The organism is Xanthomonas sp. CFBP 8443 (assembly GCF_025666195.1).
Classification (GTDB): domain Bacteria; phylum Pseudomonadota; class Gammaproteobacteria; order Xanthomonadales; family Xanthomonadaceae; genus Xanthomonas_A.
The window spans coordinates 4,001,730-4,020,364 of record NZ_CP102592.1 but is presented as its reverse complement, the minus strand read 5'-3'; the positions used below and the strand labels follow the sequence as shown (position 1 = coordinate 4,020,364).

Annotated in this window: 14 protein-coding genes; 13 read left to right on the top strand and 1 reads right to left on the bottom strand. The window is 69.9% G+C overall.

Features of this window, described 5'->3' with window-relative positions; translation table 11 throughout:
* Positions 1–8 precede the first annotated feature (8 nt).
* On the bottom strand, positions 9–2,441 hold the full coding sequence (locus tag NUG20_RS16815; RefSeq protein ID WP_263395569.1) for a penicillin-binding protein 1A: 2,433 nt from the start codon (positions 2,439–2,441) through the stop codon (positions 9–11).
* A 216-nt stretch (positions 2,442–2,657) separates the two neighbouring features.
* Between NUG20_RS16815 and NUG20_RS16810 the strand changes: the two genes are divergently transcribed.
* From NUG20_RS16810 to tkt, 13 genes are all read left to right on the top strand, one after another.
* Positions 2,658–3,716 carry a pilus assembly protein PilM gene (locus NUG20_RS16810; RefSeq protein ID WP_343237612.1) on the top strand — a complete coding sequence of 353 codons (1,059 nt, stop codon included), beginning with the start codon at positions 2,658–2,660 and terminating at the stop codon, positions 3,714–3,716.
* Entirely contained in the window at positions 3,716–4,480 is a 765-nt protein-coding gene (locus NUG20_RS16805; RefSeq protein WP_263395567.1) for a PilN domain-containing protein, read from the top strand. The genes NUG20_RS16810 and NUG20_RS16805 overlap by 1 nt, the downstream gene beginning before the upstream one ends.
* Entirely contained in the window at positions 4,477–5,151 is a 675-nt protein-coding gene (locus tag NUG20_RS16800; protein ID WP_263395566.1) for a type IV pilus inner membrane component PilO, read from the top strand. The genes NUG20_RS16805 and NUG20_RS16800 overlap by 4 nt, the downstream gene beginning before the upstream one ends.
* Positions 5,148–5,687, top strand: coding sequence for a pilus assembly protein PilP (locus NUG20_RS16795; protein WP_263395565.1), 540 nt, complete (start codon positions 5,148–5,150; stop codon positions 5,685–5,687). The genes NUG20_RS16800 and NUG20_RS16795 overlap by 4 nt, the downstream gene beginning before the upstream one ends.
* Positions 5,688–5,707: 20 nt before the next feature.
* A complete protein-coding gene (locus tag NUG20_RS16790; protein ID WP_263395564.1) occupies positions 5,708–7,612 on the top strand; it encodes a type IV pilus secretin PilQ in 1,905 nt (634 codons plus the stop codon).
* A 155-nt stretch (positions 7,613–7,767) separates the two neighbouring features.
* The gene (locus NUG20_RS16785) at positions 7,768–8,787 is read left to right on the top strand and encodes an AAA family ATPase (protein ID WP_263395563.1); all 1,020 of its coding nucleotides are present in this window, start codon (positions 7,768–7,770) and stop codon (positions 8,785–8,787) included.
* Between the two features lie 104 nt (positions 8,788–8,891).
* Positions 8,892–9,821 carry a DUF58 domain-containing protein gene (locus NUG20_RS16780; RefSeq protein WP_263398517.1) on the top strand — a complete coding sequence of 310 codons (930 nt, stop codon included), beginning with the start codon at positions 8,892–8,894 and terminating at the stop codon, positions 9,819–9,821.
* Positions 9,818–10,267, top strand: a complete 450-nt coding sequence (locus tag NUG20_RS16775; RefSeq protein ID WP_263395562.1) for a DUF4381 family protein — start codon at positions 9,818–9,820, stop codon at positions 10,265–10,267. Before NUG20_RS16780 ends, NUG20_RS16775 begins: the two co-directional genes overlap by 4 nt.
* A gap of 17 nt (positions 10,268–10,284) precedes the next feature.
* The gene (locus NUG20_RS16770) at positions 10,285–11,301 is read left to right on the top strand and encodes a vWA domain-containing protein (protein WP_263398516.1); all 1,017 of its coding nucleotides are present in this window, start codon (positions 10,285–10,287) and stop codon (positions 11,299–11,301) included.
* Entirely contained in the window at positions 11,298–13,136 is a 1,839-nt protein-coding gene (locus tag NUG20_RS16765) for a tetratricopeptide repeat protein (RefSeq protein WP_263395561.1), read from the top strand. Before NUG20_RS16770 ends, NUG20_RS16765 begins: the two co-directional genes overlap by 4 nt.
* 47 nt (positions 13,137–13,183) lie before the next feature.
* Positions 13,184–14,902: a BatD family protein gene (locus NUG20_RS16760; protein ID WP_263398515.1), complete on the top strand. Its 1,719-nt coding sequence runs from the start codon at positions 13,184–13,186 to the stop codon at positions 14,900–14,902.
* Between the two features lie 116 nt (positions 14,903–15,018).
* Positions 15,019–16,347 (top strand): dicarboxylate/amino acid:cation symporter, encoded by a 1,329-nt coding sequence (locus NUG20_RS16755; protein WP_263395560.1) that lies wholly within the window; start codon positions 15,019–15,021, stop codon positions 16,345–16,347.
* Positions 16,348–16,538: 191 nt separating this feature from the next.
* Positions 16,539–18,539: a transketolase gene (gene tkt / locus NUG20_RS16750; protein WP_263395559.1), complete on the top strand. Its 2,001-nt coding sequence runs from the start codon at positions 16,539–16,541 to the stop codon at positions 18,537–18,539.
* The last annotated feature ends 96 nt before the right edge of the window (positions 18,540–18,635 follow it).

Below are 18,635 nucleotides of genomic sequence, written 5' to 3'. Positions count from 1 at the left end.
CCGAGCCCTTAGAAGATATCGAACGCCGCGTCGTCGGTCTTCTGGTCCTGCAGACCGTAGTCGAACTCCTGGATGCGATCCATGTCCTCCACCTTGACCCACTCGGTGGCGCCGTTGAGCGAGGCCTGGACCATGCCGGCCGGCGGGTCGTTGCTGGCGATCGGCTTGTCCTTCAGCGCCACGCGCATGTACTCGATCCAGATCGGCAGCGCCGCCTTGCCGCCGTATTCGCGGTAGCCGAGCGAACGGAAGTCGTCGCGGCCGACCCACACGGTGGTCACGTAGGGGCCGCCGAAACCGGAGAACCAGGCATCGCGGTGGTCGTTGGTGGAGCCGGTCTTGCCGCCGATGTCCTCGCGGCCCAGGACCTTGGCGGCGGTGCCGGTGCCGCGCTGGACCACGTCGCGCATCATCGAGACCAGCTGGTAGGCGGTGCGCTCGTCGATCGCGCGCGGCGCCACCTTGGCCTCGGGATCGGCCGGCGCGGTCTCGGCCACGGCCGGGGCCGCTGCGGCGGTCGCCGCAGGCTTGGGCGCCGGCGGCGGCGTTGCCGCACCGAAGTTGAAGCCGTCGACCACCTGGCTGGCCGGAGTGGCGCTGCCGCCGACGCTGCCGCAGCTGCGGCAGGCGGTCGGCGCGTGCTCCTGGAACAGCACATTGCCGTCGCGGTCGGTGACCTTGTCGATGATCCAGGTGTCCACCCGCGAGCCGCCGTTGGCGAACACCGCATAGCCGCGCGCCACCGACAGCGGGGTCAGCGACGCGGTGCCCAGCGACATCGACAGGTTGGGCGGCAGCTCGGCTTCCTGGAAGCCGAACTGGCTGATGTACTTGCGCGCGAAGTCCACGCCGATGCTGTCGAGCAGGCGCACCGAGACCAGGTTGCGCGACTGCACCAGCGCCTCGCGCAGGCGCATCGGGCCGCGGAAGCCGCCGCCGTCGTTCTGCGGCGACCAGGTCTTGCCGCGGCGGTCGCGAAACACCACCGGCGCGTCGAGCACGATCGACGCCGGATTGAAGCCCTTCTCGAACGCGGCCGCGTACAGGAACGGCTTGAAGCTGGAGCCGGGCTGGCGCCGCGCCTGGGTGGCGCGGTTGAACTTGTTGCCGGCGTAGCTGAAGCCGCCGACCAGGGCGCGCAGCGCGCCGTTGTTGGCGTCCAGCGACACCAGCGCCGACTGTCCGCGCGGCAACTGGGTGACTTCCCACTCGCCCGGCTTGTCGCCGGCCTGGATCCGCACCAGGTCGCCGCGCTTGAGCAGCGCGGCCGGGCTGCGCCCGGTCCAGCGGCTGGAGGCGGCCGGCAGCACCAGTTCGGTCTTGTTGGCGAGCACCACGCTGGCGCTGCCGTCGCTGCCGGTGGCGGCGACGATGCTCGGCAGCATGCCGCCCTGCGCATTGATGCCGGCCAGGTGGCCGGCCAGCGCGGCCGCGTCGGCGTCGGCGGCCACGTCGAAATGCTTCTCCACGCCATTCCAGCCATGGCGCCGGTCGTAGATCACCAGGCCTTTGCGCACCGCCTGGTTGGCGGCGGCCTGCAGCTCGGTGTCGATGGTGGTGGTGACGTGGTAGCCCTTGTCGAGCACGTCGCCGCCGAAGCGCGCGATCATCTCCTGGCGTACCAGCTCGGCCACGTAGGGCGACTCGACCTCGACCGGGCGCTCGTGCGGCGTGGCGTGCATCGGCACCGCCTTGGCGGCGTCGGCCTCGGCCTGGGTGACGAAGCCCAGCGACGCCATGCGGCTGAGCACGTAGTTGTCGCGGCGCTGCTTGGCGCGCTCGGGATTGCTGATCGGGTTGCCGCTGGACGGGAACTTGGGGATGCCGGCCAGCGAGGCCATCTCGTCCAGGCTCAGTTCGTTGAGCTTCTTGCCGTAGTAGTACTCGGCCGCGGCGGCGATGCCGTAGGCGCGGTTGCCGAAGAAGCTCTTGTTGAGGTACAGCTCGAAGATCTCGTCCTTGCTCAGCTCGGCCTCGATCTTGCGCGCCAGCAGGATCTCGGCCAGCTTGCGCGTATAACTGTATTCGGAGCTCAGGAAGAACTGGCGGGCGACCTGCTGGGTGATGGTCGAGCCGCCCGGCACGCGCTTGTCGCTGGTGGTGGCCAACAGCCACACCGCGCGGGCGATGCCTTTGTAGTCGACTCCGCCGTGCTGGTAGAAGCGCGCGTCCTCGGTGGCCAGGAACGCCTGCTTCAGCCGCTCCGGCACGTCCTTCATGGTGATCGGATAGCGCCGCGTCTCGCCGAACAGGGCCATCAGCTTGCCGTCGCTGGCATAGACGTACATGGGCTCCTGCAGCTCCACCTGGCGCAGCGTCTGCACGTCGGGAAGCTTGGAGGAGACGACGTAATACAGCCCGCCGGCGGCGGCTGCTCCGACCAGGGCGAGGACGACAAACGTGACCAGCGCCCAGCGCAGCCAACGACGAAAACGGGGCATCGACAGAGATTCCGATTGCAGATTTCTTGGGCGCAGAGTATAGAGTACGGCGGGGAACGGCTGGGGCCGATTCCGGGGATGCGAAGGGTTGCCGCCACAAGACATGACGTGACCGAGGTCACGACATGCCGAGGGTGGTTGCCAATTGCAAAAAATTTGTTATTAATGCGCGGACGCAAGATTGGCGTCCAAGTGCCCGTCGGCAGGGGAAAATCCGTGGGGCTTATCCCAAAGAGTCAGCAACCGCTGATCGGCGTCGATATCAGTTCGACTGCGGTCAAGCTGTTGCAGCTGTCGCGTAGCGGCAACCGGTTCCGCGTAGAGCACTACGCCGTGGAACCCTTGCCGCCCAACGCCGTGGTCGAGAAGAACATCGTCGAGGTCGAAGCCGTGGGCGAGGCGATTCGCCGCGCCGTGACCCGGTCCGGCACCCGCGCCAAGCATGCCGCGGCGGCGGTGGCCGGCTCGGCGGTGATCACCAAGCTGATCCCGATGCCGGCCGAGCTCGACGAGAACGAGCTGGAAGCGCAGGTCGAGCTGGAGGCGGTCAACTACATCCCGTACCCGATCGACGAAGTGAACCTGGACTTCGAGGTGCTGGGCAGCATCCCCAACAACCCGGAGATGGTGCAGGTGCTGCTGGCCGCGTCGCGCTCGGAGAACGTGGAGCTGCGCCAGTCGGCGCTGGAACTCGGCGGCCTGATCGCCAGGGTCATGGACGTGGAGGCCTTCGCGGTCGAGAACGCGTTCGCGCTGGTGGCCAGCGAGCTGCCGGTGGCCGCAGATGGCGTCGTCGCCCTGGTCGATATCGGCGCCACCATGACCACGCTCAACGTGTTGCGCGGCGGACGCAGCCTGTACAGCCGCGAACAGGTATTCGGCGGCAAGCAGCTGACCGACGAAGTGATGCGCCGCTACGGCCTGACCTACGAGGAAGCCGGCATGGCCAAGCGCCAGGGCGGGCTGCCGGAAAGCTACGAGATCGAAGTGCTGGAGCCGTTCAAGGAGGCGACGGTGCAGCAGATCAGCCGCCTGTTGCAGTTCTTCTACGCCGGCAGCGAATTCAACCGGGTCGACCACATCGTGCTGGCCGGCGGCTGCGCGGCGCTGGCCGGGTTGCCGGAGATGGTCGAGGAACAACTGGGAGTGGCGACCGTGGTCGCCAACCCGCTGGCGCAGATGACCCTGGGGCCGAAGGTGCAGGCGCATGCGCTGGCCCAGGACGCGCCGGCGCTGATGATCGCCACCGGCCTGGCTCTGAGGAGCTTCGACTGATGGCAAAAATCAACCTGCTGCCCTGGCGGGCGGAGCGACGCAAGCAACGCGAGCGCGAGTTCTACTCGATGCTGGGCTTCGCCGCATTGGCCGGCGTGCTGCTGGCGGCGCTGATCTGGTTCTACTACGACCGTCAGATCACCGGGCAGAACGAGCGCAACGCCTATCTGCAGACCGAGATCGAGAAGGTCCAGGCGCAGAACAAGGAAATCGACAAGCTCGACGAGCAGAAGCGGCGCCTGCTGGCGCGCAAGCGCGTGATCGAAGAGCTGCAGGCCAAGCGTTCGCAGATGGTGCACCTGTTCGACTCGCTGGTGCGCACCATCCCCGATGGCGTGGTGCTGACCGCGGTCAAGCAGGAAGGCGACATCCTGACCCTGGAAGGACGCTCGCAATCCAATGCGCGGGTCAGCGCCTACATGCGCAATCTCGAGGGCTCGGGCTGGATGACCAATCCGGAACTGTCGGTGATCGAGGCCAAGGCGCAGGACAAGGAGGTCAAGGGGCCGATCGTCGACGCCAAGGCCTTGCCCTACGTGTTCACGCTGAAGGTCAAGCTGCCGGTGCCGGGCGACGCCGCGGACACGGTACCGGGTACTGGCACGCCGGCACCCGGTACGACGGCCGCGCCGCCCGCCGCCGGCGCCGCCGCAACTCCGGCGTCGACTGCCGCGCCCGCGGCACCGACCGCACCCGCGACGCCGCCGGCCACCCCGTCGGCCGCGCCTGCCGCCACGCCAGCGCAACAGGGACCGGCGTCATGAGCAAGAAAGTCAACCTGAAAGACCTGGACTTCAACAACCTCGGCAATTGGCCGCAGCAGGCCAAGATCGGCTTCTGCGTGCTGGTCACGCTGTTCATCCTGATCCTGTCGTGGTTCCTGCTGATCAGCGACAAGCGCGACGAGCTGGGCACGCTGGAGCAGAAGGAAACCGAGCTGCGCGCCTCGTTCGAGAAGGAGCAGAGCCGCGCGGTCAACCTGCAGCCGCTGAAGCAGCAACTGGCGCAGATGGAGCAGGTGCTGCAGCAGATGCTGCGGCAGCTGCCGAGCAAGACCGAGATGCCCGACCTGATCATCGACATCTCGCAGACCGCGTTGTCCAGTGGCTTGGCCAACGAGCTGTTCCAGCCAGGCCCGGAGTCGCCGAAGGAGTTCTACGCGGAGAAGCCGATCGCGCTGCGCATGGTCGGCAGCTACCACCAGTTCGGCGCCTTCGTCAGCGGCGTGGCGTCGCTGCCGCGGGTGGTGATCCTGACCATGCACGACATCAATCTCAAGCCCAAGGACCAGAAGGTCGGGCTCACCGCGCGCGGCGAGCTGGAGTTGTCCGGCACGGTCAAGACCTATCGCTACCTGGACGACAAGGAAATGGCGGACCAGGAGAAAGCGGCGGCCGCGGCGAAGAAGGCTTCCAAGCAAGGCGGTGGCGCATGAAGCGGCACGCTACGGCATTGAAGTGCCTGGCCGGGCTGGCGCTGGTGGCGCTGCTCGGCGGTTGCGGTCGCGGCGTGACCAGCACGCCGGGCGAGGCGCCGAACCTGGAGAACTGGGTGAAGGACGTGCGCGCGCGGCCGGCGCAGCCGCTGGAGCCGCTGCCGGTGATGCAGCAGTTCGAAACCTTCGAATATGCGGCGCAGGGCCTGCGCGATCCGTTCAGCGACGCCTGGACCAGTCCGGATGGCAACAACGGCCTGCGCCCGGATCCGAACCGGCGCAAGGAACCGCTGGAGCAGTTCCCGCTGGACGGCTTGACGATGGTCGGCACGCTGGGCAACGGTGCGGGCCTGGTGGCGCTGGTGATGGCGCCGGACAAGGTGACCTACCGGGTTCGTCCCGGCATCTACATGGGGCAGAGCGATGGCCGCGTGACCGGGGTGCACGAGGATCGCATCGATTTGATTGAACTGGTGCCGGATGGCGCTGGCGGTTGGCTGGAACGTCCGGCTGCCGTGGCGCTGGACGATCAATGATTGATTATGGGGATAGCACGATGACTTTTTCCAAAGCCCTGAGCCTGCGTCCCATCCGGCGCCACGCGACGGTGCGGCTATGCGCATTGGGGTTGGCGGCGATGCTGGGGAGCTCGGCCGTGGTGGGTGCGGCGCTGGCGGCGACGCCTGCGCCGGGTCCGGCGGTGGCAGCGCCGCAGGCACCGGCCAAGCTCACGGTGTCGAAGATCGATTTCAAGCGCGGCGACGGCGATGCGGGGCGGCTGATCCTGCACTTCAGCGGCGCGGGCGCAAGCCCCGATCTGCGGACCCAGGGCAACAACGTGGTGGTCGATGTCGGCAACGCATCGCTGCCGGCGGAACTGCAGCGTCCACTCAACGTCACCGACTTCGCCACACCGGTCCAGCGCATCGACGCCAAGCCGTATGCCGGCGGCGCGCAGCTGGTGCTGAGCACCAGCGGCGCGTTCGAGTCGCTGGCCTACCAGTCCGGCAACGAGTACGTGGTGGAGATCTCGCCGCGGACCTCGGCGCCGGCAGTGGGCGCGGTCAGCGCGACCACGGTCAGTCAGGCGGCGGCGCAGGTCGCCGCGCGCGGCTATAGCGGCCGCCCGGTCACGTTCAACTTCCAGGACGTGCCGGTGCGCACCGTGCTGCAGCTGATCGCCGAGGAATCCAACCTCAACATCGTCGCGTCCGACACCGTGCAGGGCAGCGTCACCCTGCGCCTGGTCAACGTGCCGTGGGACCAGGCGCTGGACATCGTGCTGCGCGCCAAGGGCCTGGACAAGCGCCGCGACGGCGCCGTGGTCTGGGTCGCGCCGCAGCAGGAGCTGGCCAAGTTCGAGCAGGACAAGGAAGACGCGCGGATCGCGATCGAGAACCGCGAGGACCTGAGCACCGACTACATCCAGATCAACTACCACAGCGCCACCACGATCTTCAAAGCGTTGACCGAGGCCAAGGGGATCGGTGGTGGCGGCGGTGGTGGTGGTGGCGGCGGTAGCGGCGGCAGCGGCCAGACCGACAACGGCTTCCTGTCGCCGCGCGGACGCATCGTCGCCGACGAGCGCACCAATACGCTGATGATCAGCGACATCCCGAAGAAGATCGCGCAGATGCGCGAGCTGATCAACGTGATCGACCGTCCGGTCGACCAGGTGCTGATCGAGGGCCGCATCGTCATCGCCACCGACACCTTCGCCCGCGATCTGGGCGCCAAGTTCGGCATCGGCGGTACCCATACCTACGGCGACAACACCGCGACCGTCGGCAGCGGCGCGACCGGCGGCGGCGCCGCGGCCACGCGCGGGCTCAACGTCGATCTGGGCGGCACCACCTTCACCAATGCGACGACCCTGCCGAGCCTGGCCTATACGCTGCTCGGATCCAACTTCAACCTGGATCTGGAGCTGTCGGCGCTGCAGGAAGAGGGCCGTGGCGAGGTGATCTCCAACCCGCGCATCGTCACTTCCAACCAGCGTGAGGCGGTGATCAAGCAGGGCAAGGAAATCGGCTACGTCACCATCACCGGTGGCACCGCCGGGACTGCAGCGACGCCGAACGTGCAGTTCAAGGAAGTGTTGCTGGAGCTGAAGGTCACCCCGACCATCACCGACGACAATCGCGTCTTCCTGAACATGAACGTGAAGAAGGACGAGGTCGACCAGTACCGCGTACTCGAAGGCTACGGCACCATTCCCGAAATCAACCGCCGCGAGATCAATACCGCGGTGCTGGTGGACGACGGCCAGACCGTGGTGATCGGCGGCGTGTACGAGTTCACCGATCGCAACAGCATTTCCAAGGTGCCGTTCCTGGGCGATATCCCGTTCCTGGGCAATCTGTTCAAGAAGCGCGGCCGCAGCAAGAGCAAGGCCGAACTGCTGATCTTCGTGACGCCGAAGGTGATGCGCGTGGCCAAGCGAGCGCCGGCCGCTGGCTGATCCCGTGCTGCCGAAGCACCGGTAGTGACAGGACGGGAGAAGCATGCGCTTCTCCCGTCTTCGTTTCAGGCGGCGGATGAGGAAAATCTGAATTCGCGGCCGATTCTTGTTGTGGGCGCAGAACCATTTCACCGCCGATAGGTCAAACTCGGCGCATGAACACCACGCCCTCGAGCTTCGACCCTTCTCCCGCCGCGTCCGAGCAGCAGCGTCTGCACGCGGCCTTCCTCGCCCTGCGCGACGGCCTGTCCGCCACCATCGTCGGCCAGTCCGCGCTGGTGGAACGGTTGCTGATCGCGCTGCTCGCCGATGGCCACCTGCTGGTCGAAGGCGCGCCCGGCCTGGCCAAGACCACCGCGATCCGCGCGCTGGCCTCGCGGCTGGAAGCGGATTTCGCCCGCGTCCAGTTCACGCCGGACCTGTTGCCGGCCGACCTGACCGGGACCGAGGTGTGGCGCCCGCAGGAAAGCCGCTTCGAGTTCCTGCCTGGGCCGATCTTCCATCCGATCCTGCTCGCCGACGAGATCAACCGCGCGCCGGCCAAGGTGCAGTCGGCGCTGCTCGAGGCGATGGGCGAGCGCCAGGTCACCGTCGGTCGGCACACTTATGCGCTGCCGAAGCTGTTCCTGGTGATGGCCACGCAGAACCCGATCGAGCAGGAGGGCACCTTCCCGCTGCCCGAGGCGCAGCTGGACCGCTTCCTGATGCATGTGCGGATCGGCTATCCGGAAGCCGCCGCCGAGGCCGAGATCCTGCGCCTGGCGCGCGAGCGCGCGCGCGAGACCCTGGAGCACGGCGAGGCAGCACCGCCGCGGCTGCCGCTGGAGGACGTGTTCGCCGCGCGGCGTGCGGTGCTGTCGCTGCACATGGCGCCGCCGCTGGAGCGTTACCTGATCGAACTGGTGCTGGCCTCGCGCGACGCCAGCGGCTACGACCCCGCACTGGCACGGCGCATCGCCTGGGGCGCGAGTCCGCGCGGCTCGATCGCGCTGGAGCGCTGCGCGCGTGCGCGCGCCTGGCTGGCAGGGCGCGACTTCGTGACCCCGGACGACGTGCGCGCGGTCGCGCCGGACGTATTGCGCCATCGCGTGCTGCCCAGCTACGAGGCCACGGCCGAGGGCTGGGACGGCGATCGCCTGGTCGCCGCGCTGCTGGACCAGGTGCCGCCGCCTTGACCGAGCGGCAGCGCGAACGGAAACGGCCACAGCGCCGGGCGCCGGCATGTCATGCCGGCGGCGCCATGCCGCGGGCGAGGTAGCGCACGGTGGCCGTGCAGACCATGCCGCCGCAGACGCCACGCGCCGACGCCGCGCCGGGCGGCGACGGTGTGCGCCCGACCTTGGCCGAACTGGTGGCGTTGCGCGCGAGTGTGGCGAGGGTGCCGCCGCCGCGGCGCGGGCGCCATGGCCTCAGCGGCAGCGCGCCGGCGGCGCAACGTGGCCGCGGCATGGAATACGCCGAGTCGCGCGAGTACGTGGCCGGCGACGACGTGCGCCACATCGACTGGCGGCTCACCGCGCGCAGTGGGCGCACCCATACCAAACTGTTCCAGGCCGAGCGCGAGCGGCTCAGCCTGATCGTGGCCGATACCGCGCCGACCCTGTATTTCGGCACCCGCGTGCGTTTCAAGTCGGTGCAGGCGGCGCGTGCCGGCGCGGTGGCGGCATGGACCGCGCAGCGCCAGGGCGATCGTCTCGCCGCCTTGCGCGGCAGCCGCAGCGAAGCGCCGGTGCCGCCGGCGGCCGGACCGCGCGGCGCGTTGCGCGTGCTCGACGCGCTGGCGCGCTGGTACGCGCAGCCGCCGCCGGACGATGCCGGCCTCGGCGTGGCGCTGGAACACGCGGCCAAGCTGCTGCGGCCGGGTTCGCGGCTGGTGGTGCTGGCCGATCCGACCAGCGCCAACGCGATTCCCGCGGCGCGCTGGGCCGGGCTGGCGCTGCACAACGACGTGGTGCTGTTGTTGCTGGCCGACGCGCTGGAGTTGCAGCCGCCGCGTGCGGCGTTGCCGTTCTGGGCCGGCGGCCGACGGGTGGAAGTGGACTTGCTGGCGGCCAGCGCGCAACAACGCTGGCACGCGCAGTTCGTCGCGCCGCTGGAAACCCTGGTGGCCGAACTGCCCGGGCGCGGCGTGCAGGTGCGCGTGCTGCGCAGCGATGCGACCAGCGAATCCTGGCTGCTGCCGGCGCCAGCCGGGAGCGCGCCGCGATGACCCCGCAACAGTTGCCGTTGCGCGATGTGCACCTGCCGCCGGCGCCGCCGTGGTGGCCGCCGGCCCCGGGCTGGTTGCTGCTGGGCGCGGCGCTGCTGCTGGCGCTGGGCATCGCGCTGGGCCTGTGGGCGTGGCGGCGCGCGCGGCTGCGCCGCTGGCAGCGCCAGTTCGATGCGGCGCTCGGCAGCGGCGCTGCGCCGGCGCAAGTGGCCGCGGTGTCGGAACTGCTGCGCCGCGCAGCGCGGCGCCGCGACCCCGCCGCCGCGGCGCTGCAGGGCGAGCCCTGGCTGCGCTTCCTCGACGGCGGCAAGCGCCAGGACTTCTCCGCCGGGCCGGGCCGGGTGCTGCTCGACGGCGGCTATCGGCGCGAACTGGATCGTGCGCAGCTGCAGGCCTTGCTGCCGCTGGCGCGGCGCCGCTTCCTCGAGCTGATGGCCAGGCGATGAGCACGGCCGCGATCAGCATGTTCTCGCTGCACTGGCAAAGTCTCGCCGACCTGCTGGCCGGGTTCGCCTGGCCATGGATGTGGCTGGCGATGCCGCTGCCGCTGCTGGCGCGGCTGTTGCTGCCGGCGCAGCGCGGCAACGCACCGGCGCTGCGCGTGCCGTACGGCGCGCAGTTGCAGGCCGTGGCGGCGGCGCCCGCGCGCGTCGGCCTGTGGCGCGTCGGCCTGTGGCTGGCGTGGCTGGCCTGGTTCTGCCTGTGCGGCGCGGCGGCACGGCCGCTGCAACTGGGCGAGCCGATCTCGCCGCCGCAGCAGGCGCGTCAGCTGATGCTGGCGGTGGACCTGTCCGGCAGCATGAGCGAGCCGGACATGACCCTGGGCGGACGCGTGGTGGACCGGCTGACCGCGGCCAAGGCGGTACTGGCCGACTTCCTCGACCGCCGCGACGGCGACCGCATCGGCCTGCTGGTGTTCGGCCAGCAGGCGTATGCGCTGACCCCGCTGACCGCCGATCTGGCGACGGTGCGCGATCAACTGCGCGACAGCGTGGTCGGCCTGGCCGGACGCGAGACCGCGCTCGGCGACGCGATCGCGCTGTCGGTCAAGCGCCTGCGCGAACAGCCGCAGGGCGACCGGGTGCTGATCGTGCTGACCGACGGCGTCAACACCGCCGGCGTGCTGGAACCGGCCAAGGCGGCGGAACTGGCCAAGGCCGAACACGTGCGCGTCTACACCATCGCCTTCGGCGGTGCCGGCGGCTATTCGCTGTTCGGCTTGCCGATCCCCGCCAGCGGCGGCGACGATCAGGTCGACGAGGACACCTTGCGCAAGATCGCGCAGGACACCGGCGGCCGCTTCTTCCGCGCCCGCGACACCGACGAACTGGTCTCGATCTACGCCGAGCTGGAGCGCCTGGAGCCGGTGCGCTTGGCCGGCCCGGCGGTGCGCCCGCGGATCGAGCGCTACGCGTGGCCGCTGGCGGCGGCGCTGCTGCTGGGGTTGATCTCCTTCGTGTGGCCATGGAGGCGGCAATGAACGCCGTGCTCGGTTTCCTGGAGGCCTTGCATCTGCTGCGTCCGCAGTGGCTGTGGACGCTGCTGTTGCTGCCGTTGCTGGGCTGGAGCTGGCTGCGCCGGCGCCGGCGCCGCAATGTGTGGCGGCGCGCGGTGGACGCGCACCTGTTGCCGCACCTGCTGGCGAAGGAGGACGGCCGACAGTCGCTGTCCGGCCTGTGGCTGGCCGCGCTCGGCTACGTGCTTGCGGTCGTGGCGCTGTCCGGGCCGAGCTGGCGCCAGGAACAGCAGCCGCTGTGGCAGTCGCGCACGCCGTTGGTGATCGCGCTGGACCTGTCGCCGCGGATCGAGGCCGGCGACCTGCCGCCGTCGCGCCTGCTGCAGGCGCGCGCCAAGCTGGCGACGCTGCTGCGCGAGCGCGCCGGCGGCGAAGTCGCGCTGCTGGCCTACGCCGGCGAACCCTATACCGTCGCGCCGCTGACCGACGACGCGGCCAACGTGGCCTTGTTCCTGGACGCGCTGTCGCCGCAGGTGATGCCGATGCCCGGACAGCGCGGCGACCTGGCCATCGACTGGGCCGCGCAGTTGCTGCGCCAGGCCGGTTTCACCCGCGGCGACATCCTGCTGCTGAGCGACCAGGCCGACGCGCAGGCGCAGCAGGCTGCGGCGCGCGCGGCCGGGCAGGGCTACCGCGTGTCCGCGCTGGGATTGGGGACCGCGCAGGGGGCGGCCTATCGCGACGGCCAGGGCGGCGTCGGCCATGCGCAACTGGATGCCGGCGCGCTGCAGGCGCTGGCCGCCGCCGGCAACGGCCGCTACGCCGCGCTGACGCCGACCGATGCCGATCTGCACGCGCTGGGCGTGCTGCAACCGGCGCAGCAACAGGATGCAACCGCCGCCGGGGAACACAGCGGCCGGGTGTGGCTGGACCAGGGCTACTGGCTGCTGCCGCCGCTGTTGCTGCTGGCGCTGTTCGCGTTCCGTCGCCGCGGTGGCGCGGCAGTGCTGCTGGTGTTGCTGCTGCCGCTGGCGATGCCGTGGCCGGCGCAGGCGCAGGCGCAGGCGACCGGCGCCACGGGCGGCGACGCTGCCGCCGGCAACTGGTGGCGGCGTCCCGACCAGGTGCGCCAGCAGCGCCTGGACACGGGCGTGCAGGCCTATCGCAAGGGCGATTTCGCCGCCGCGCAGCAACAGTTCGAAGGCATCGACAGCGACCAGGGCTGGTACAACCTGGGCAATGCGCTGGCCCGCCAGGGCCGCTACGACGAGGCCATCGACGCCTACGACAAGGCGCTGCGGCAGCAGCCGCAGATGGCCGATGCGATCGCCAACCGCGCCGCGGTCGATGCCGCGCGCAAGCGCCAGTCCGGGCAGAACACGTCCGGGCAGAACAAGCCGGGACAGCAGGGCAACAACAAATCGCAACAGGACCAGAAAGGCCAGTCGCAGTCGGGTGCCGGCGGCACGCCCAAGGACCAGGATCCGGCCCAGGCCAAGGCGCCGCCGCAGCCCGATGCGCAAGGCCAGCCAGGGCAGAGGAACGGACAGTCGCCGCCGTCTGGCGCACCGAAGGATGGGCAGCCGCCGGCGCCGCCGAAGCCGGGCGATGCGCAGGCGCAGCAGCAGGCCGATGCGGCGCAGCGCCAGCAGATGCAGCAGGCGATGGCGGCGCAGCAGGGCGCGGCGGGCAAGCAGGCGGCCGCGCGCGCCGCTGCGGCCGCGGCGGAAACCCCGCAGCAGCGCGAACAGCGGCAAGCGGTGGAGGCATGGCTGCGGCGGGTGCCGGACGATCCGGGCAACCTGCTGCGCGCCAAATTCAAGCTCGAACACGAACGCAGGCAGCGGGAAGGACCATGATCGAACGCAAGCAACGCCGCTGGCGCGGATGCGTCTTCGCCACGCCGATGCGGTCGGCGACACTGGCCCTGTCGGCCATCCTGGTCCTGCTGGCCATGCTGGCGCTGCCCGCCGCGGCCGCCACCCGTGCGTGGCTGGACCGCGACAGCATCGGCGCCGGCGAGAGCGTCACCCTCAACATCGAGACCGACCAAGGCCTGGCGGCGCCGGAGTATGCGCCGCTGCACGCGGATTTCGCGCTCAGCGACGAGGTCAACAGCCGGCAGATGCAGATGGTCAACGGCCAGGTCACGGCGAAGTCGCTGTTCGGCGTGGCGCTGACGCCGCGCGCCAGCGGCACGCTGGAGATCCCGTCGCTGCGCGTGGGCAACGAGCGCACCGCGCCGCTAAGGTTGCAGGTCGGCGCGGCCGCGCCGGCGCCGGCCGGCAGCACCCGCGCCGGCGATCCGGCGCAAATCGGCAACGCCGACGTATTCGTGCAGACCGTCGCCGACGACGCGCAGCCGTACGTCCAGCAGAGCGTCGGCGTGGTGGTGCGGCTGTACCTGGGGGTGCCGCTGAGTTCGGGCGAACTGGACCTGGATCCGCCCAGCGGCGCCGCGCTGCAGCGCATCGGCGACGACATCCAGAGCCGGCGTGAGATCGACGGACGCATGTTCACCATCGTCGAGCGCCGCTTCCTGCTGGTGCCCGAGCGCAGCGGGCCGTTGACTCTCCCCGGCGCGCGCTTCCGCGGACGCGGCCCCAGTGGCTTCTTCGACGACTATTTCGGCCGCGGCGGCGACCTCAGCGCGCGCAGCGCGGCGCAGACGCTGCAGGTGCGCGCGCAACCGGCCAATGCGCCGCAGCCGTGGTTGCCGCTGCACGACCTGCGCCTGCGCTATACCGCCACGCCGCAGCGCGCGGCGGTGGGCGAGGCGGCCGACATCGTGGTCGAGGCCAGCGCGCGCGGCGCCACCCAGGCGCAGTTCCCGGAGCTGCCGACGCCGAGCATCGACGGCGCGCAGGTGTTCGCCGAACCGCCGCAGTTCGACGAGAAGTTCGTCGACGGCAGTCCGCAACTGAAGATCACCCGGCGCTATTCGATCGTGCCGCAGGCCGCGGGACCGTTGCGGGTGAGCGGGCTGCGCGTGCCGTGGTGGGACGTGGCCGCCGGCAATGCGCGCGAGGCGACCTTGCCCGATCTGACCCTGCAGGTGCTGCCCGGGCGCAGTGCGCCGGCAGCGCCTGCGGCGCCGGCCAGCGCCCCGGCAGCGAGCGCGGATGCGGCGCCGGCCGGCAATGCGGTGACGCCGACCCAGGCGGGGACCGGATGGCGCGGTTCGGCGCCGCGATGGATGGCGCTCGCCGCGCTGTTCGCACTGCTGTGGCTGGCGACGCTGGTCTGGGCCTGGCGCCGCAGCCGCGGTGCGCGTGCGCCGGTAAGCGGACACGCTGCACCGGCGGCGGTCGCTGCGCCACGTTCCCGCTACGGCCTGCCCGACCTGCGCAAGGCGCTGGATGCCGGCGGCCTGGACGAGGTCGCGGCGATCCTGTGCGCGCAGGCCGGCGTCGCCGACCTGGATACGCTGTTGACCCGGCTGGACGACCCGGCGCAGCGCGAAGCGGTGCTGCGCATGCAGCGCGCACGCTGGGGCGGCGCCGGCGATGTGCCCAGCGCCCGCGCCGCGTTGCGCGAGGCGTTCTGGGCCGGGCCGCGCTGGCGCGACGCACAGCGCAAGCCTGCGAACGGCGACCTGCCGCCGCTGTATCCGCGCGACGCATGAGGTCCTTGCGCACGGCGCAGCGCTGCCGGTGAGGCGCGCTGCACCGCCTGCGCAGGCTTGCGGGGCACCAGTGTGGGTTTGTTAAGCTCGCCGTTCTTTCCTGCAAGGCGCACACCATGACCGACACCCCCGTGAAGGCCAAGACCGGCATGCCTTTGCATTGGAAAATGGCGATCGGTTTCGCGCTCGGGTTGGTGCTGGGCCTGGCCGTGCACATGACCGTAGGCGGCGAGGCGGCCTGGGTGCAGACGCTGACCAAGTACCTGACCACGCCGTTCTCCAAGCTGTTCCTCAGCCTGATCTTCATGCTGATCGTGCCGCTGCTGTTCTCGGCGCTGGTGATGGGCATTTCCGAGATGGGCGACATCCGCGCGCTGGGCCGGATCGGCTGGAAGACGCTGGGCTATACCGTGGTGCTGTCCGGCATTGCGGTGCTGCTCGGGCTGGTGCTGGTCAACGTGCTCAAGCCGGGCATGGGCGTGGACCATGCGTTGGCGCAGCAGCTGCTGCAGCAGAACGCGGAGCGCGCCGCGCAGATCGTCGACCAGAGCAAGAGCCAGCCGCGCGGCATGGACATGCTGCTGTCGATCGTGCCCGACAACGTGGTCGCCGCCGCTTCCAGCAATGGCGCGATCCTGTCGCTGATGTTCTTCGCGGTGATGTTCGGCGTGGGCATGGTGCTCAGCGACGACGCCAAGGTGGCGACCCTGCGGCGCGGCATCGAAGGCATCTTCGAGATCTCGATGACCCTGATCGGGCTGGTGATCCGCCTGGCGCCGTACGCGGTGGCCTGTTTCATGTTCAACCTGGCGGCGCTGTTCGGCTTCGAACTGCTGGTCCGCCTGGGCGCCTACGTCGGCGTGGTGGTGCTGGCGCTGGGCCTGCACATGGTGGTGACCTACGGGCTGGCGGTGAAGTTCGCCGGGCGCTCGCCGCTGGCGTTCTTCCGCGCCACCCGCGAAGCCACGGTGATGGCGTTCTCCACCGCCTCCAGCAACGCCACGCTGCCGACCGCGCTGCGCGTGGCCGACGAGATGGGCCTGCCGAACAAGGTCTCGCGCTTCGTGCTGACCGTCGGCGCCACCGCCAACCAAAACGGCACCGCGTTGTTCGAGGGCGTCACCGTGATCTTCCTCGCCCAGTTCTTCGGCGTGGAACTGAGCATCGCGCAGCAGTTCATGGTGATGCTGGTGTGCATCCTCGGCGGCATCGGTACCGCCGGCGTGCCGTCCGGCTCGCTGCCGGTGGTGGCGCTGATCTGCGCGATGGTCGGGGTGGACCCGGTCGGCATCGGCATGATCCTGGGCGTCAACCATTTCCTGGACATGTGCCGCACGGCGCTGAACGTAACGGGCGATCTGGCGTTGACGACGTTGGTGGCGAAAGGGGAGGAGGGGGCGGCCGGGACGGCCGGGACCGGGGACCGGGGACCGGGGACCCGGTAGAAGCAACAGCAACGGCAACAGCAACAGCAACAGCAATGGCGATGCGGGCTGTGGGGTTCGCGGTGCTTGCGCGGAATGCGCGCCGCTCTCCGCTTTTCCGGGTCCCTGGTCCCCGGTCCCCGGTCCCGACTCCCCAGCCTGTGGGACAATAGCGAACCCGACGCCCCGCGCCCGCTGCCAACAGAACCCACATGACGACGCCTACCCGCCGCCAGCTCGCCAACGCGATCCGCTTCCTCGCCGCCGATGCGGTCGAGGCCGCCAAGTCCGGCCACCCCGGCATGCCGATGGGCATGGCCGACATCGCCGAAGTGCTGTGGAACGACTTCCTCAGCCACAATCCGAACAATCCGAAGTGGTTCAACCGCGACCGCTTCGTGCTCTCCAACGGCCACGGTTCGATGCTGCAGTACGCGCTGCTGCATCTGTCCGGCTACGACCTGCCGCTGGACCAGCTCAAGCGCTTCCGCCAGCTGCACAGCAAGACCGCCGGCCACCCCGAGCGCAGCGAGACCCCCGGCGTGGAAACCACCACGGGTCCGCTCGGCCAGGGCTTCGCCAACGCGGTCGGTTTCGCGCTGGCCGAGAAGCTGCTGGCGCAGCGCTATAACCGCCCCGAGCACCAGATCGTCGACCACCGCACCTGGGTGTTCATGGGCGACGGCTGCATGATGGAAGGCATCTCGCACGAAGCCGCCTCGCTTGCCGGCACCTGGGGCCTGGGCAAGCTGGTCGCGTTCTGGGACAACAACCATATCTCCATCGACGGCAACACCGCCGGCTGGTTCAGCGACAACACCCCGGCGCGCTTCGAGGCCTATGGCTGGCACGTGCTGCGCGATGTCGACGGGCAGGACGCCGATGCGATCAAGGCGGCGATCGAGGCCGCGATCGGCGAGAGCGACAAGCCGACCCTGATCTGCTGCCGCACCACCATCGGCTTCGGTGCGCCGAGCAAGGCCGGCAAGGAATCCTCGCACGGCGCGCCGCTGGGCAAGGACGAACTGGAAGGCGCGCGCAAGGCGCTGGGTTGGCCGTACGGCCCGTTCGAGATTCCGCAGGAGATCTACGACGGCTGGCGCGCCGGTGGCGCCGGCACGCTGCGCCAGGCCGAGTGGGAGCAGGCGTTCGACAAGTACGCCAAGCAGTTCCCGGCCGAGGCCGCCGAGCTGACCCGCCGCTCGCACGGCGAGCTGCCGGAGGACTTCATCGCCCAGGCCGATGCCTACATCGCCAAGCAGGCCGCGGAAGCGCAGACCATCGCCTCGCGCAAGGCCTCGCAGATGGCGATCGAAGCGTTCGCGCCGCTGCTGCCGGAACTGGTCGGCGGCTCGGCCGACCTGGCGCATTCCAACCTGACCCTGTGGAAGGCCAGCAAGTCGGTCGCCACTGACGACCCGAACGCCAACTACGTGTACTACGGCGTGCGCGAGTTCGGCATGACCGCGATCGCGAATGGTCTTGCGCTGCATGGCGGCTTCATTCCGTTCGACGCCACCTTCCTGGTGTTCAGCGACTACGCGCGCAACGGCGTGCGCATGAGCGCGCTGAACCCGGCGCACGCGATCCACGTCTACACCCACGATTCGATCGGCCTGGGCGAGGACGGCCCGACCCATCAGCCGGTGGAACACCTGGCCTCGCTGCGCTACATCCCCAACAACGACGTGTGGCGCCCGTGCGACACGGTCGAGTCGGCGGTGAGCTGGAAGGCCGCGATCACCCGCCAGGACGGCCCCAGCTGCCTGGTGTTCAGCCGCCAGAACCTGCCGTTCCAGGTGCGCAGCGAGGCGCAGATCAAGCAGGTCGAGCGCGGCGGCTACGTGCTGGCCGATGCCGAGGGCGGCGCGCCGGACGTGATCCTGATCGGCACCGGTTCGGAAGTCGGCCTGGCCGTGGAAGCGAAGAAGACGCTGGATGCCGCGGGCCTGAAGACGCGCGTGGTGTCGATGCCCTCGACCGACGTGTTCGATCGCCAGGACGCGGCCTATCGCGAATCGGTGCTGCCGAACGCGGTGCGCAAGCGCGTGGCGGTGGAGGCCGGCGTCACCGGCTTCTGGCGCAAGTACGTGGGCCTGGACGGTGCGGTGGTCGGCATCGACACGTTCGGCGCCTCGGCCCCGGCCGACGAGTTGTACACGTACTTCGAGATCACCGCCGAGCACGTGGTCGCGGCGGCGAAGGCGTTGTAAGACGCTACGGGTATGTGAGCGGAAAGGCCGGCGCAAGCCGGCCTTTTTCATGTGCGCGTGCCTGCGCCGTCGCGTAGTCGGATGATCACCTGTAGG